This window comes from Pseudomonas edaphica, assembly GCF_005863185.1.
In the GTDB taxonomy this organism is placed as follows: domain Bacteria; phylum Pseudomonadota; class Gammaproteobacteria; order Pseudomonadales; family Pseudomonadaceae; genus Aquipseudomonas; species Aquipseudomonas edaphica.
The window spans coordinates 15,137-30,372 of record NZ_VBVZ01000006.1 but is presented as its reverse complement, the minus strand read 5'-3'; the positions used below and the strand labels follow the sequence as shown (position 1 = coordinate 30,372).

At 59.6% G+C, this 15,236-nt stretch carries 19 protein-coding genes; 11 read left to right on the top strand and 8 right to left on the bottom strand.

Annotated features, from left to right (window positions below; genetic code table 11):
• The 10 genes from FEM54_RS00985 to FEM54_RS00940 form a co-directional block, all read left to right on the top strand.
• On the top strand, positions 1-872 hold an 872-nt coding region (locus FEM54_RS00985; protein WP_138449101.1), incomplete at its 5' end, for a KpsF/GutQ family sugar-phosphate isomerase.
• On the top strand, positions 873-1,397 hold the full coding sequence (locus FEM54_RS00980) for a KdsC family phosphatase (protein WP_017138233.1): 525 nt from the start codon (positions 873-875) through the stop codon (positions 1,395-1,397).
• 8 nt (positions 1,398-1,405) lie between these two features.
• A complete protein-coding gene (gene lptC / locus FEM54_RS00975) occupies positions 1,406-1,978 on the top strand; it encodes an LPS export ABC transporter periplasmic protein LptC (RefSeq protein ID WP_017138234.1) in 573 nt (190 codons plus the stop codon).
• Positions 1,965-2,537, top strand: a complete 573-nt coding sequence (lptA, locus tag FEM54_RS00970; RefSeq protein ID WP_017138235.1) for a lipopolysaccharide transport periplasmic protein LptA — start codon at positions 1,965-1,967, stop codon at positions 2,535-2,537. The genes lptC and lptA overlap by 14 nt, the downstream gene beginning before the upstream one ends.
• Positions 2,537-3,262, top strand: a complete 726-nt coding sequence (lptB, locus tag FEM54_RS00965) for an LPS export ABC transporter ATP-binding protein (protein WP_016974288.1) — start codon at positions 2,537-2,539, stop codon at positions 3,260-3,262. The genes lptA and lptB overlap by 1 nt, the downstream gene beginning before the upstream one ends.
• 184 nt (positions 3,263-3,446) lie before the next feature.
• The gene (locus tag FEM54_RS00960; protein WP_017138236.1) at positions 3,447-4,940 is read left to right on the top strand and encodes an RNA polymerase factor sigma-54; all 1,494 of its coding nucleotides are present in this window, start codon (positions 3,447-3,449) and stop codon (positions 4,938-4,940) included.
• A gap of 75 nt (positions 4,941-5,015) precedes the next feature.
• Complete coding sequence (hpf, locus tag FEM54_RS00955) at positions 5,016-5,321, top strand: ribosome hibernation-promoting factor, HPF/YfiA family (RefSeq protein WP_017138237.1); 306 nt, start codon at positions 5,016-5,018, stop codon at positions 5,319-5,321.
• A gap of 12 nt (positions 5,322-5,333) precedes the next feature.
• Positions 5,334-5,798: a PTS IIA-like nitrogen regulatory protein PtsN gene (gene ptsN, locus FEM54_RS00950; protein WP_138449099.1), complete on the top strand. Its 465-nt coding sequence runs from the start codon at positions 5,334-5,336 to the stop codon at positions 5,796-5,798.
• 2 nt (positions 5,799-5,800) lie between these two features.
• Positions 5,801-6,658 (top strand): RNase adapter RapZ, encoded by an 858-nt coding sequence (gene rapZ, locus FEM54_RS00945; protein WP_017138239.1) that lies wholly within the window; start codon positions 5,801-5,803, stop codon positions 6,656-6,658.
• A 16-nt stretch (positions 6,659-6,674) separates the two neighbouring features.
• Positions 6,675-6,947, top strand: a complete 273-nt coding sequence (locus tag FEM54_RS00940) for an HPr family phosphocarrier protein (protein ID WP_017138240.1) — start codon at positions 6,675-6,677, stop codon at positions 6,945-6,947.
• A 37-nt stretch (positions 6,948-6,984) separates the two neighbouring features.
• On the opposite strand, the gene FEM54_RS00935 is transcribed toward FEM54_RS00940, so the two are convergent.
• The 6 genes from FEM54_RS00935 to pmbA form a co-directional block, all read right to left on the bottom strand.
• On the bottom strand, positions 6,985-7,878 hold the full coding sequence (locus FEM54_RS00935) for a ZIP family metal transporter (protein WP_099548388.1): 894 nt from the start codon (positions 7,876-7,878) through the stop codon (positions 6,985-6,987).
• Positions 7,879-7,910: 32 nt separating this feature from the next.
• Positions 7,911-8,522, bottom strand: coding sequence for a superoxide dismutase (locus FEM54_RS00930; RefSeq protein WP_017138242.1), 612 nt, complete (start codon positions 8,520-8,522; stop codon positions 7,911-7,913).
• A 1-nt stretch (position 8,523) separates the two neighbouring features.
• The gene (locus FEM54_RS00925) at positions 8,524-8,952 is read right to left on the bottom strand and encodes a hypothetical protein (RefSeq protein ID WP_017138243.1); all 429 of its coding nucleotides are present in this window, start codon (positions 8,950-8,952) and stop codon (positions 8,524-8,526) included.
• Between the two features lie 27 nt (positions 8,953-8,979).
• Positions 8,980-10,356, bottom strand: a complete 1,377-nt coding sequence (locus tag FEM54_RS00920) for a class II fumarate hydratase (RefSeq protein WP_099548386.1) — start codon at positions 10,354-10,356, stop codon at positions 8,980-8,982.
• A complete protein-coding gene (locus tag FEM54_RS00915; protein ID WP_138449097.1) occupies positions 10,349-10,744 on the bottom strand; it encodes a FagA protein in 396 nt (131 codons plus the stop codon). Before FEM54_RS00915 ends, FEM54_RS00920 begins: the two co-directional genes overlap by 8 nt.
• Positions 10,745-10,878: 134 nt before the next feature.
• Positions 10,879-12,225 (bottom strand): metalloprotease PmbA, encoded by a 1,347-nt coding sequence (pmbA, locus tag FEM54_RS00910; protein ID WP_138449094.1) that lies wholly within the window; start codon positions 12,223-12,225, stop codon positions 10,879-10,881.
• 108 nt (positions 12,226-12,333) lie between these two features.
• Between pmbA and yjgA the strand changes: the two genes are divergently transcribed.
• On the top strand, positions 12,334-12,855 hold the full coding sequence (yjgA, locus tag FEM54_RS00905; protein ID WP_017138246.1) for a ribosome biogenesis factor YjgA: 522 nt from the start codon (positions 12,334-12,336) through the stop codon (positions 12,853-12,855).
• A gap of 45 nt (positions 12,856-12,900) precedes the next feature.
• On the opposite strand, the gene tldD is transcribed toward yjgA, so the two are convergent.
• Together tldD and FEM54_RS00895 are read right to left on the bottom strand one after the other, a co-directional pair.
• Positions 12,901-14,343, bottom strand: a complete 1,443-nt coding sequence (tldD, locus tag FEM54_RS00900) for a metalloprotease TldD (RefSeq protein WP_017138247.1) — start codon at positions 14,341-14,343, stop codon at positions 12,901-12,903.
• A gap of 16 nt (positions 14,344-14,359) precedes the next feature.
• Complete coding sequence (locus tag FEM54_RS00895; protein ID WP_017138248.1) at positions 14,360-15,208, bottom strand: carbon-nitrogen hydrolase family protein; 849 nt, start codon at positions 15,206-15,208, stop codon at positions 14,360-14,362.
• Positions 15,209-15,236 lie beyond the last annotated feature (28 nt).

Genomic DNA, 15,236 nt, shown 5'->3' with positions numbered 1-15,236 from the left:
GCGCCTGCGAGATGATTCTGGCCAGCACGGGCCGCGTTGTGGTGGTCGGCATGGGCAAATCCGGCCACGTCGGCAACAAGATCGCCGCCACCCTGGCCAGCACCGGGACCACGGCGTTTTTCGTGCACCCGGCCGAAGCCAGCCACGGTGACATGGGCATGATCACCAAGGATGACATTATCCTGGCGCTGTCGAACTCGGGCACCACCAACGAAATCGTGACCTTGCTGCCCTTGATCAAGCGCCTGGGCATCAAGATGATCAGCCTCACCGGCAACCCGGAATCCACGCTGGCGAAGGCTGCCGAAGTCAATTTGAACGTGCACGTGGCCCACGAAGCCTGCCCGCTTAACCTGGCACCGACCTCCTCCACCACCGCCGCCCTGGTCATGGGCGACGCCCTGGCCGTGGCGTTGCTGGAAGCTCGTGGCTTTACCGCTGAAGACTTCGCGTTTTCGCACCCGGGCGGCGCGCTGGGTCGTCGCCTGCTGCTCAAAGTGGAAAACGTCATGCACTCGGGGGATGAACTGCCCCACGTGCAACGTGGCACCTTGCTCAAAGACGCGCTGATGGAAATGACCCGCAAGGGCCTGGGCATGACCGTGATCCTGGAAGCCGACGGGCGTCTGGCCGGAGTCTTCACCGACGGCGACCTGCGCCGCACTCTGGACCGCACCATCGATATCCACACCGCGACCATTGATGCGGTGATGACGCCCCACGGCAAGACCGCCCGCCCCGAGATGCTTGCAGCCGAAGCGCTGAAGATCATGGAAGACCATAAGATTGGCGCGCTGGTGGTGGTCAATAGTGACGACCGCCCGATCGGCGCCCTGAACATGCACGACTTGCTGCGTGCGGGAGTGATGTAAATGACCAGCGACCTGATGCAACGCGGCAAACACATCAAACTGGCGATTTTCGACGTGGACGGCGTGCTGACCGACGGCCGCCTGTACTTTCTCGAAGATGGCAGCGAATTCAAGACCTTTAACACCCTCGACGGCCAGGGCATCAAAATGTTGATGGCCGCCGGTGTGCAAACGGCAATTATCAGTGGTCGAAAGACACCGGTTGTGGAACGCCGCGCACAAAACCTGGGGATTCCTCACCTGTATCAAGGCCGTGAGGATAAACTGGTGGTTCTGGACGAGCTTCTTGGCCAACTCAACCTAAGCTATGAGCAGGTTGCGTACCTGGGTGATGACCTGCCTGACCTGCCGGTCATTCGCCGAGTGGGCCTGGGCATGGCCGTCGCCAATGCAGCGGCGTTTGTTCGTGAACACGCCCATGGCATTACTGTCGCACGTGGCGGTGAAGGCGCTGCCCGCGAGTTCTGCGAATTGATCCTGCGTGCCCAAGGCAGTCTTGAAGCGGCCCACGCCGCCTACTTATAGAGCGTTTTATGCTGAGCAAAAAGATTCGCAACTTCCTGTTATTCGGGGTCATCGCCGCGCTGTTCCTGGCGGTGGGCTACTGGAATATCAGCCCGGAGCGCTTTCTCGACAAGCCTGTAGCACAGGTTGACGAGGGGCTGATCGACAATTTCGCCACCAATGCCTATACGGTGCAGTTCATGCCTGACGGCAAGGTCCAATACGAGATGACCTCCGATAAGGTGGAACACGTCAAAGCCTCCGACGTCAGCTTGCTGACCAACCCGGACCTGAACCTGTTCCGCGGCACCGACTTTCCGTGGCACGTCACCAGCAAACGTGGCGAGGTCAATGCGGACGGCACCCAGGTTGAGTTGATCGACTCGGTACGCGTTGCGCGCACCGATGAACACAAGCGTGACACCATCATCACCAGCAGTCGCATGACCGTTTTCCCACAACAGCAATATGCGCAGACCGAGCAAGACGTTAGAATTGACGGCGCTGGCGGTGTATCGACTGGCAAGGGAATGAAAGCGTATTTGAAAGAAAGCAGGATACACCTGCTATCGAACGTAAGAGGACAGTATGAGGCTCGTTAAAACCCTCCCTATTTTGCTCGGTCTGGGCGCAGCACTGGGAAGCGTGAGCGCCTGGGCTCTGCCGAACGATAGCCAGCAACCGATCCATATCTCGGCTGACGATGCGCAGTTGGATGATAAACAAGGCGTCGCGACCTACACCGGTGGCGTGATCATCACCCAGGGCTCGATGAAGATTACCGGCAACACGGTAACGCTGACTCGCACCCCGGCTGGCGACATCGACGTGGTGACTTCGGTGGGCAACCTGGCTTACTTCGAACAGAAGCAGGCGGCTGCCGACCCGGCACCGATGAAAGGCTACGGCAGGACCATCCAGTATCACGCCCAGCAGAACCGCATTATCCTGATTGACCAGGCACGGGTTGTCAGTACTGACGGCAATACCACCGAAGGTGAAAAAATCACCTACGACACCGTCAAGCAGATCGCTACCGCCGGTCGCGCCAATGGCACAAAAATCGGCACACCGAAGCCGCGCATCGACATGGTTATCCAGCCGAAGCAGAAAGACGCTGCCGCCCCTGCGCCAAAACCCGCTGCGAAGAAGACGAACTGATGGCAACCCTGAAAGCCCAGCATCTGGCCAAAGCTTATAAAAGCCGTCAGGTCGTACGCGACGTCAGCCTGTCGATCGACAGCGGCCAGATCGTCGGCTTGCTCGGCCCCAACGGCGCCGGCAAGACCACCTGCTTCTATATGATTGTTGGCCTGGTCCAGGCGGATCAGGGCCGTGTATTGATTGACGACCTGGACGTAAGCCACCAGCCCATGCACGGTCGTGCACGCGCCGGCATCGGCTATCTTCCCCAGGAAGCGTCGATCTTCCGCAAACTGTCAGTGTCCGACAACATCATGGCGATCCTCGAGACCCGCAAGGAACTCGACCGTGACGGCCGTCGCAAAGAGCTGGAAAGCCTGTTGCAGGAGTTCCATATCAACCACATCCGCGACAACCTCGGCATGAGCTTGTCCGGTGGCGAGCGTCGCCGTGTGGAAATCGCCCGTGCCCTGGCCACCGCACCGAAGTTCATCCTGCTGGACGAACCTTTCGCCGGTGTCGACCCGATCTCGGTTGGCGATATCAAGCAGATCATCCATCACCTCAAGGCCAAGGGTATCGGTGTACTGATCACCGACCACAACGTGCGTGAGACCCTCGATATCTGCGAAACCGCCTATATCGTTAACGATGGGCAACTGATTGCAGAAGGTGACTCCGCCACTATCCTGGCCAATGAACTGGTGAAGGAAGTGTACCTGGGTCACGAGTTCCGCCTGTAAACACGGTGGTATCAGGCCATTGCCCGGGGCGCGTGCAAGTCAATAAAAACCTCAGTTTTTTTATTGTTACCGCGCTCTAGGCAAAGCCCCTGATATCAGGCATATAATTTGCTTATGTTTGGCGCTCACGCGCCCTGTCGTGGATGGCGCATTGCGCCGGCGAATAAGGTGTTAAGCCCCTGCCATGAAACCATCGCTAGTCCTGAGAATGGGCCAGCAGCTGACGATGACACCGCAGCTGCAACAGGCCATCCGCCTGCTCCAATTGTCGACCCTGGACCTGCAACAGGAAATCCAGGAGGCCCTGGAGTCCAATCCGATGCTCGAACGCCAGGAAGAAGGCGACGACTTCGACAATGCAGACCCGCTGGCCGACAACATCGAGCAAAAACCCAACCCCGACGTGCAGGAACCGTCCTATCAGGAAACCGCCCCTACGGTGGACAACCTTGAGGAAGGTGAATGGAACGAACGCATTCCCAACGAGCTTCCCGTGGACACCGCCTGGGAAGACGTCTACCAAACCAGCGCCAGCAGCCTGCCCAGCAATGACGACGACGAGTGGGACTTCACCACTCGCACGTCCGCCGGTGAGAGCCTGCAGAGCCACTTGCTGTGGCAACTGAACCTGGCGCCGATGTCCGATACCGATCGCCTGATCGCCGTAACCCTGATCGACTGCATCAACAATCAGGGCTACCTGGACGAGACGCTCGACGAGATTCTTGAAGCCTTCGACCCGGAACTGGACATCGAACTGGACGAAATCGAAGCCGTCCTGCATCGCATCCAACAGTTCGAGCCTGCCGGCATTGGCGCTCGCACCTTAAGCGAATGCCTGTTGCTGCAACTGCGCCAACTGCCGGCCAAGACCCCGTGGCTCGCCGAAGCCCAGCGCCTGGTCACCGACTACATCGACCTGCTGGGCAGCCGCGACTACAGCCAGTTGATGCGCCGCATGAAGCTCAAGGAAGACGACCTGCGGCAGGTCATCGAGCTGGTACAGAGCCTCAACCCGCGCCCCGGCTCGCAGATCGAGTCCAGCGAAGCCGAATATGTCGTGCCCGACGTGATCGTGCGCAAAGACAACGAACGCTGGCTGGTGGAGTTGAACCAGGAATCGGTGCCTCGCCTGCGGGTCAACCCACAATACGCAGGCTTTGTGCGCCGCGCCGACACCAGTGCCGACAACACCTTCATGCGCAACCAGTTGCAGGAAGCGCGCTGGTTCATCAAGAGCCTGCAAAGCCGTAACGAAACCCTGATGAAAGTGGCCACCCAGATCGTCGAGCACCAGCGCGGCTTCCTGGAATATGGCGACGAGGCGATGAAGCCACTGGTTCTGCACGACATTGCCGAAGCGGTAGGTATGCATGAATCGACGATTTCACGGGTAACCACGCAGAAATTCATGCATACCCCACGGGGTATTTATGAGCTGAAATACTTTTTCTCCAGCCACGTCAGCACCTCCGAAGGCGGTGAATGCTCGTCCACGGCGATCCGCGCGATCATCAAAAAACTGGTTGCGGCGGAAAATCAGAAAAAGCCATTGAGTGACAGTAAGATCGCTGGTTTACTGGAGGCACAAGGCATTCAGGTCGCCCGTCGAACCGTCGCCAAGTACCGCGAGTCCCTCGGGATCGCGCCTTCCAGCGAGCGTAAGCGTTTGATGTGACGGGCGGGCCATAGCGTTCCAGTGGTGGGTATTCCTACCCACCGCTTTATGCACTGGCAACGAAGGAGAAGCTGTATGCAAGTCAACATCAGTGGACACCATGTAGAAGTCACCCCTCCATTGCGCGAATACGTCGAGCAGAAGCTGAAACGGCTTGAGGGTCATTTCGACAAAATCACCAATGTGCAAGTCATCATGAAGGTCGACAAGCTTCAGCAGAAAATTGAGGCGACTCTCCAGATACCCGGTGGCGAAGTAGTCGCCAATGCCGAGCATGAAGACATGTATGCATCAATTGATGCCTTGACTGACAAGCTTGACCGCCAACTTAAAAAGCATAAGGAAAAGCAGCAGAGCCTTCTTCAAGGCACAGGCCGCTAACACTCCCCACCCATGATCCGACTTGAAACTATCCTGACCCCCGGCCGTTCCCTTGTGAACGTGCCGGGCGGCAGCAAAAAGAAAGCCCTCGAACACATCGCCAACCTGATCAGCCGTGAAGTGCCTGAGCTGGATGAGCAAGTCGTGTTCAAGGCCCTGATTGACCGTGAAAAACTGGGCTCCACCGGTTTTGGCAACGGCATCGCCATTCCTCACTGCCGCCTTGAAGGCTGCACGTCTCCCGTCAGTGCGCTATTGCACCTGCAGGAGAAAATCGATTTCGACGCCATCGACGGCGCCCCGGTTGACCTGCTGTTCGTTCTGCTGGTCCCGCAAGCCGCCACCGATGCGCACCTGGAACTGCTTCGGCAGATAGCCAGCATGCTCGACCGCAAAGAAGTACGCGACAGACTGCGCAGTGCCAGCAGCAACGAGGCGCTTTATCAGGTTGTACTCGATGAGCAAAGCGGGCAGTAACCATGCGTTTGATCATCGTCAGCGGCCGCTCCGGCTCGGGTAAAAGCACCGCCCTCAATGTTCTTGAGGACAACGGTTTCTACTGCATCGACAACCTGCCGGCGGGCCTGCTGCCGGAATTGGCCGAACGCGCCCTGATCCACACTGAACTGCCGCAGCCACTGGTGGCCGTCTCGATTGACGCCCGCAACCTGCCCAGCCATCTCGAGCGCTTCCCGCAACTGCTCGAGGAAGTACGCGCCAAGCATATTCACTGCGATGTGCTGTACCTGGATGCCGACGAGGAAACGCTGCTCAAGCGTTTCTCCGAAACCCGTCGACGTCACCCTCTCAGCAGCCCGCATCGCTCCCTGGCCGAAGCCATAGAGGATGAGACCACGCTGCTGGGGCCGATCATTGACCTCGCGGATCTCAAGATCAACACCACGGACCTCAACCTGTATCAGTTGCGCGATGCCATCAAGCTGCGCCTGCTGAACCAGCCGGAGCCAGGCACGGCCTTTCTGGTTGAGTCGTTCGGGTTCAAGCGCGGGATGCCGGTGGATGCCGACCTGGTGTTCGACGTGCGCTGCCTGCCCAACCCCTACTGGAAGCCGGAGCTGCGTGACCAGTCTGGTTTGGACCAGCCAGTAGCCGAGTACCTGGCTGCGCAACCGGATGTCGAGGAGATGTTCCAGGATATCTCCAGCTACCTGCTCAAATGGTTACCGCGCTTTGCTGCAAGTAATCGGGCTTATGTCACCATTGCCATCGGCTGCACCGGCGGCCACCACCGTTCCGTCTACCTGACCGAACGCCTGGGCCAGGTGCTGCAACAAACCCTCAAGAACGTCCAGGTTCGCCACCGCGACCTTAGCTGAAAGGAACACCCCCGCGATGCCCGCTCTGGAAATTGAAATCATCAACAAGTTGGGCCTGCACGCCCGCGCCTCGGCCAAATTTGTCGGCGTTGCCGGGCAGTTCCCTTGCCAGATCCGCGCCGGGCGCACGCCGGAATCGATGGTCGACGGCAAAAGCATCATGGCCATGATGATGCTGGCTGCGGGCAAGGGCACCAAGATTCACTTGAAGACGGAAGGCGAACAAGAGCAGGAAGCGATGGACGCCCTGGTTAAGTTGATCAATAACTACTTTGACGAGGGTGAGTAAACCCACCCTTTGAGACAGGTGTGAGGCTGCAATGGCCTCACCCTAATGCGGTATCCATCACCATCATCAAACAAAACCCGACGCACAACCCCAGGCTAGCAAGCTTTTCGTGACCGTTGCGGCGCGATTCCGGGATCACTTCGTGAGTCACCACCAGCAACATAGCCCCCGCCGCCAGCGCAAGCCCCAATGGCAACAGAACCTCAGCCAGGCTCACCAACCACGCACACAGCACGGCAAACACCGGCTCGACCAAGCCTGACGCGGCGCCGATCAAGAACGCCTTGACCCGCGACATGCCCGCGCCTGCCAACACCAGTGCAATCACCAAACCTTCCGGCACATCCTGCAAGGCAATGCCCATGGCCAGGCTGTCGGCGTCCGGCATGCCACCACCGGCAGAAACGCCCACTGCCATACCTTCCGGAATGTTGTGAGCAATGATGGCGAACACAAACAACCAGATACGCGGCGCAATCACGGGTTTATCCGACGTACCCACCAGCATTTCCGGGCTCGCACCGGAAACCTTGCGGTCTACCAGATACAGCCCGCACGCCCCCAGCATGATGCCGAAGCTGATCAAACCACTGGCACCCCAAGGCGAGAGCCCCAGGCCTTCGGCAGCCGCAATGCCCGGTACGATCAGCGAGAAAGCCGTCGCCGCCAACATTACCCCGGCACCAAAGCCCAGCAAGGTATCGCTCAGCGCTACCGGCATGCGGCGTATGACCAGCACGGGCACCGCGCCCAGTGCCGTGCCGAGCGCGCAGATAGCGCCGCCCTGCAAGGCGCGCAGGATACGCGGTTCAAGGTTTAGCCAGGCCAGCCCATGGGCCACCAGCAATGCAGTCCCTGCCAACAGCAACAGCGAGCCAAACGCATAACGAAACATTCGCCCGCTGCTGATCGCCAGTGTTTCAGTGCCCATAGTCGGCCTTAGATCTTGTTATAGGTTGAATATCAGGCCAGGGCGGCCTGGTAGCGTGCGGCGACTTCCGGCCAGTTGATCACGCTATAAAAGGCGTTGATGTATTCCGGGCGACGGTTCTGATACAGCAGGTAATAGGCGTGCTCCCACACGTCCAGGCCCAGGATTGGCGTGTTGCCGCTCATCAACGGGCTGTCCTGATTGCCACTGCTTTCCACCACCAGCGTCTTTTGCGGGGTGACACTCAGCCATGCCCAGCCGCTGCCGAAGCGGGTCAAGGCGGCCTTGGTGAAGGCCTCTTTGAAACTGTCGAAGCCGCCCAAATGCTCGTCGATGGCTTTGCCCAGCGCGCCGTCGGGTTTACCGCCGCCCTTCGGCGACATCACCGCCCAGAACAACGAGTGGTTGGCGTGACCACCCCCTTGGTTGATCACGGCAGCACGCAGTTTTTCCGGCAGTTGCTGCACGCTGGACACCAACTTCTCTACCGGCCAACCCGCAAACTCCGTGCCTTCGACCGCTGCATTGAGGTTGTTGATGTAGGTTTGGTGATGCTTGGTGTAGTGAATCTCCATGGTTTGCGCATCAATATGCGGCTCCAGGGCGTCGTAGGCGTAAGGCAGGGCAGGCAAGGTGTAGGTCATATCAATGTGCTCCGTAGTGTGGAGTGATCGGTTGCGCCGCAGTACCGCCCAGCAGGCGATGGGTACGCGGGTACTCGCCGTGATCGCTGATGAAATTCAACAGTTCGACGTAGGTCTTGCTGCTCTGGCGCAGCGCCGCCTCGCGCAATTGCGGGTTCAGACGCGGGTCCTGCATGGTCTGCAACAGCCGTTGGTGAATGGCGCACAGGTATTCCGCGCTTTCCTCCGGCTGGTTCAGGCGCAGGTGCAGGTCCGCCAGGTTGTGGTGGGAAATGACGCAAGCCGCCACTGCTTCGTCGGCATCCGCCCAACGCTCGAACAACACTTGCGCCAGGGCCAGGGCTTGCAAATAGGCCTCACGAGCGTCGACCAGCTCGCCCGCCATAAAACAGCGATTGGCCCGTTCGATCGTGCGTTTCCAGTGCTCCATGGTGCGCCTCCAAAGCAGGGTCGGTGATTACACGCCGCCGGCCGTGAGCTTTTCCGGGTCCAGCAGGATCTCCAGTTGGCTACGTGACAAGTCGGTGTGCTCAAGAGCGACATCGATCACCGGGCGGCCTTGCTGATAGGCCTTCTTGGCGATTTCAGCGGCCTTTTGGTAACCAATGATCGGGTTGAGTGCGGTGACCAGGATCGGGTTGCGCGACAGCGCTTCCTTAAGCTTGGCTTCGTTGACCTTGAAGCTGGCGATGGCTTTGTCGGCCAGCAGGAGGCTGGCATTGGCCAGCAATTCGAGGCTGCTAAGCAGGTTCTGGGCGATGATCGGCAGCATCACGTTCAGCTCGAAGTTGCCGGACTGACCCGCCACAGTGATCACCGTGTCATTGCCGATGACCTGGGCGGCAACCATGGCGGTGGCCTCCGGAATCACTGGATTGACCTTGCCCGGCATGATCGAGGAGCCTGGCTGCAAGCCTTCCAATTCGATTTCACCCAAGCCTGCGAGCGGGCCGGAGTTCATCCAGCGCAGGTCGTTGGCGATTTTCATCAGCGATACCGCAGTGGCTTTCAACTGGCCGGAAACGGCAACGGCGGTGTCCTGGGAGCCGATCAGCGCGAACAGGTTCTTGCCGGGGGTGAATTTCACCCCGCTAAGGATGCTCAGTTGCTGACTGAAACGCGCAGCAAATTCGGGGTGCGCATTGATCCCGGTACCAACCGCCGTGCCACCCTGTGCCAGCGCCTGCAAGCTCGGCAGCAAATCCTGCAAATGGCCGATATTGGCCTTGAGCTGTTGCGCCCAACCATTAAGCACCTGGCTCATGCGCACCGGCATGGCGTCCATCAGGTGCGTTCGGCCGGTCTTGATGAACGGGTGGACCTCTTCGCCCTTTTGCTCGATGACTTGCACCAAGTGCAGCAAGGCCGGCAGCGTTTGCTCATGCAGCACCAAGGCTGCGCTGACGTGGATGGTGGTTGGGATAATGTCGTTGCTGCTTTGGCCACAGTTCACATGATCATTGGGGTTAACCGCTTCACCCAGCAAACGGCTGGCCAAGGTCGCAATCACTTCGTTGGCATTCATGTTCGAGCTGGTGCCGGAGCCTGTCTGGAAAATATCCACCGGGAAGTGCGGCATGAAGTTGCCTTCGAGCAAGCCCTGGGCCGCGTCAACGATGGCCTTGCCCTGCCCTTCGCTGATTTGCTTGAGGTCGACATTGACCTTCGCGGCGGCGGCCTTGGCCAGGATCAGGGCGCGAATGAATTGCGCCGGCATGCGTTGATGACTGATCGGAAAATTGTTCACCGCGCGCTGGGTCTGCGCGCCATACAAAGCCTCGGCAGGCACTTGCAGCTCGCCCATGCTGTCGCGTTCGATACGGGTGTTACTCATCGTTTGATCCTTGCACCAGGTCGGAGTGAGAAATAGACGGCAGCAATTCGCAGGTCGCCAATTGCCAGGCAAAGGTCTGCCAGCGCTTGAGGCGGCAGGCACAGTGGGAAAGTTTTTCCAGGTCGCGAAGTGGGCGCCAGGCCTGGTCCAGGCACATGGATCGCCAGTGCCAGGGCAAGGCGATGTCGCCCGCGGTGTCGATCAAAAGGCGGAATGACGTTTCGGCGATCGTCCACGGATGGGTCGCGGTGCAGCACGCCAGGTATCGCCCTTCGTTGAGGTAATGTTCGATCAGTCGCGGTTCATTAGGATCAAGGCCGCAGCGAATCTGACGACTCATCCAACGCCAACTTTCCAGGTACGGATCCTCATGCAGGACAGAACTCATGATCCATGCTCATTCGGTAATGATATTTATTATTAAATGATATTGAGAATCAAAACAAGAGCAGCAAATTGCAGCCATTAAAAAAGGCACGCCATCTTGAGGATGGCGTGCCTTTTTGATGAAGCGTCGCGCCGTTAACTGCCGGCGACGGTCATCCGCTCAATCAGCACCGAACCGGTGCGAATGTTGCTGCGCAGCTCCAGGTCATTACCCACTGCGACGATCTGCTTGAACATATCGCGCATGTTGCCGGCAATAGTCACTTCCTGGACGGCGAATTGAATCTCGCCATTTTCTACCCAGAAACCCGCCGCACCGCGTGAATAATCACCGGTCACCATGTTCAGGCCACTGCCCATCAGCTCGGTGACCAGCAGGCCTCGGCCCATACGACGCAACAGCGCTGCCTGGTCTTCATCGCCATGGGTGACGAACAGGTTGTGCACGCCACCGGCGTTCGCCGTGCTTGGCAGGCCCAGCTTGCGACCGGCGTAAGTGCCCAGCACGTAGGACACCAACTCGCCCTTTTCGACAAACGGTTTGGCATAGGTGGCCAGGCCATCACCATCGAATGAGGAACTGCCCATGGCACGCATCAGGTGCGGGCGCTCATCAATCGTCAGCCATTCAGGAAACAGTTTCTGGCCAATCGCGCCTTCAAGGAACGAAGATTTTCGGTACAGGTTGCCACCGGAAATCGCGCCAAGGAAACTGCCGAACAAACCACCGGCCAGCTCAGCCGAGAACAGCACCGGCACCTCACACGTTGGTACCGGGCGTGCGCCCAGGCGGCTCGCTGCACGTTGCGCCGCGCGCTGACCGATGCTGACTGGATCGGCGAGCAATTCGCCCTGGCGGCTCACGTCGTACCAGTAATCGCGCTGCATCTGGCCATTGGCTTCGGCGATCATCACGCAGCTCAAGCTATGGCGAGTGGAGGCATAACCACCGATAAAACCATGGCTGTTACCGTAGACACGGCAGCCTTGATGAGTGCTCAACGTGGTGCCATCAGCGTTCTTGATGCGGGCATCGGCATCAAACGCCGCTGCTTCGCAGATCAGTGCCTTTTCGATCGCTTGCTCGGGCGTGATGTCCCAGGCGTGAAACAGATCGAAATCCTTCAAGTCCTTGGCCATCAGCGCTTTGTCGGCCAGGCCCGAGCTTTCATCCTCGGAGGTGTGCTTGGCAATCGCCAGCGCCGCCGCCACGGTTTCACGAATTGCTTCCGGCCCACTGGCGGAAGTACTGGCCGAGCCTTTGCGCTGCCCGGCATACAACGTGATACCAAAACCCTGGTCGCGATTGAATTCAACAGTTTCCACTTCACGCTGGCGCACCGACGTCGACAGCCCCTGCTCCAGCGACACGGCTACTTCACAGGCGCTGGCCCCCTGGCGCTTGGCCTCGGCAAGGATCTGCTCGACTTGTTCCTGCAGTGCCGGTAACGCTTGCGGACCGACGCTTTGGGCTGCACTCATGGTTTTCTCCACTCAAATTCTGCTTTCGGTTAAGGCCATCGAGCGACCGGGCCGGACAAGCGGCCCCCGACTGGTTATCATGGCGGCGTTTCTTTGCGGACTGCCACCATGGTTGATTCTTACGACGACTCCCTCGATGGGGAGAAAAGCAAAACCCAGGTCAAACGCGAGCTGCATGCGCTGGTTGACCTCGGCGAGCGCCTTACAACGCTCAAGAAAGACTTGATTGCCAAATTGCCACTGACCGACGAAATGCGCCGGGCGCTTGCGGATGCTCCCAAGCACACCGCGAATATCGCGCGTAAACGGCACATCATGTTTATCGGCAAGCTGATGCGCGATCAGGACACTGATGCCATTCTGGCCTTGCTCGATCAAACCGATGCCTCCACTCGCCAGTACAACGAACGCTTCCATAACCTGGAGCGCTGGCGTGACCGCCTGATCTCGGGCGATGACGCGGTGCTGGAGAAATTCGTGCTGGACTACCCGGACGCGGACCGCCAGCAACTGCGCTCCCTGATCCGTCAGGCCCAGCACGAGCAGGCGCATAACAAGGCGCCGGCCACCAGCCGTAAAATCTTCAAATACATCCGTGAGCTGGACGAGACTCAACGCGGCCTGCGTTGACCCTCTTCCCCGGGTGGCGGTCTTCGCCACCCGAAGCTCCGGCCATTACGACCCCGTGCCACCCACGGTGATCGCATCGATTTTCAAGGTTGGCTGACCGACGCCGACTGGCACCGACTGCCCATCCTTACCGCAGGTGCCCACGCCGCTGTCCAGCGACAGGTCATTACCGACCATCGACACCTTGCTCATGGCTTCCGGCCCATTGCCAATCAACGTCGCCCCTTTGACCGGCGCGGTAATCTTGCCGTCTTCGATCAGGTACGCTTCGCTGGTGGAGAACACAAACTTGCCGCTGGTGATATCGACCTGGCCGCCGCCGAGGTTGGCGCAGTAGATCCCGCGTTTTACCGAGGCGATGATTTCCGCTGGGTCGCTTTCGCCACCGAGCATGTAGGTGTTGGTCATGCGCGGCATCGGCAGGTGCGCGTAAGACTCGCGACGGCCGTTGCCGGTACGCGCCACACCCATGAGACGGGCGTTGAGCTTGTCCTGCATATAGCCCTTGAGCACGCCGTTTTCAATCAGCGTGGTGCATTCGGTCGGCGTGCCTTCGTCGTCGACACTCAACGAGCCACGCCGGCCAGCCAGGGTGCCGTCATCGACAATGGTGCAGAGTTTGGATGCAACCATTTCGCCCATGCGCCCGCTGTAGGCCGAACTGCCTTTGCGGTTGAAGTCGCCTTCCAGGCCGTGGCCCACGGCTTCGTGCAGCAGCACGCCAGACCAGCCCGAGCCCAACACCACCGGCAAGGTACCGGCCGGCGCCGGAATGGCTTCCAGGTTGACCAGCGCCTGACGCAGCGCTTCACGGGCGTAACCCATGGCGCGGTCTTCAGCGAGGAAATAACGGTAGTCGGTACGCCCGCCACCGCCGTGGCCACCGCGCTCGCGGCGGCCGTTCTGCTCAACAATGACACTCACGTTGAAACGCACCAGCGGCCGCACGTCCGCCGCCAGCCCGCCGTCCGTGGACGCCACCAGAATGCGCTCCCACACGCCAGCCATGCTCACCGTTACTTGCTGAATACGCGGGTCGAGCGCACGAGTGGCCGCATCGATACGCTTGAGCAAATCGACCTTTTCCGCGCGGCTGATCACCTCCAGCGGGTTATCCGGCGCGTACAGCTGGGCCACGTCCTGAGTGCTGAAAGCCTGCACAGTGCCGTTCTGGCCGGCGCGGGAAATCGAGCGTGCCGCGCGCGCCGCCAGGCCGAGGGCTTCAAGGGTGATGGCGTTGCTGTAGGCAAAACCAGTCTTTTCACCGGATTGCGCGCGCACGCCTACGCCTTGGTCAAGGTTGAAACTGCCTTCCTTGACGATGCCGTCTTCGAGGGCCCACGACTCGGAAATCTGGCCCTGGAAATACAGGTCGGCCGCGTCGATGCCCGGCCCGGCCAGATCACCGAGCACGGTTTGCAAACTGTCGATGGTCACGCCACCGGGTGCCAGGAGGTGTTCACTGACTGAGGACAACAACTCGCTCATAGGTTTGGCCTTAAATTCATCGTTCTGAAGCAGGCCGCTGCGCGCCCTGCGAGAAAAAGCGCCGATGATTGACCACCGGCATGCGCGCCCGTATCGACGCTTGTTCACTGCTATCGCGTTCGGCCAACAACACCGCTTCGCCTTGATCCTGTTGTGTCAGCACACGCCCCCAAGGGTCGACAATGGCTGCGTGGCCAAAGGTTTCCCGTGGCCCCGGGTGCGCACCGCCTTGAGCGGCGGCCAATAAATAGCACTGGGTTTCGATGGCTCGCGCCCGAATCAGTACATCCCAATGTGCCGCGCCGGTCACCGCCGTAAAGGCCGAAGGCGCGGTAATCAACTCCGCCCCCGCTGCACGCAGCTCGCTGTACAGCTCGGGAAACCGCAAGTCGTAGCACACCGTCAGGCCCAAGCGCCCCACCGGCGTGTCCGCCACCACCACATTGCTCCCGAAAGCATAGTCGTCAGATTCGCGATAACGCCCCCTGGCATCTGCAACATCGACATCAAACAGGTGCAATTTGTCGTACCGGGCGACGATTTCGCCCTGATCATCGATCAATAGCGAGCAAGCGTTGGACTTGGCGTGCGGTTGGTCCTTGGGCGGCAACGGCAAAGTGCCGGCCACTATCCATAAGGTGAGGTCGCGGGCGGTCTGTTTCAACCAGGGCAGGATCGGGCCTTCGCCCAAGGCTTCGGCGCGACCGATATCGGCCACGTCGCGGCGACCCATGGCAGCGAAGTTCTCCGGCAGTACCGCAAGCTTCGCACCGCCCGCTGCCGCTTGCTCCAGCAAGCGCCGAGCCTGGGCCAGGTTGGCCAGCACATCGCTCTGGCTGACCATTTGAATTACCGCAAAGGGCATGGGCCGACACTCCATAATAGGCATGCGG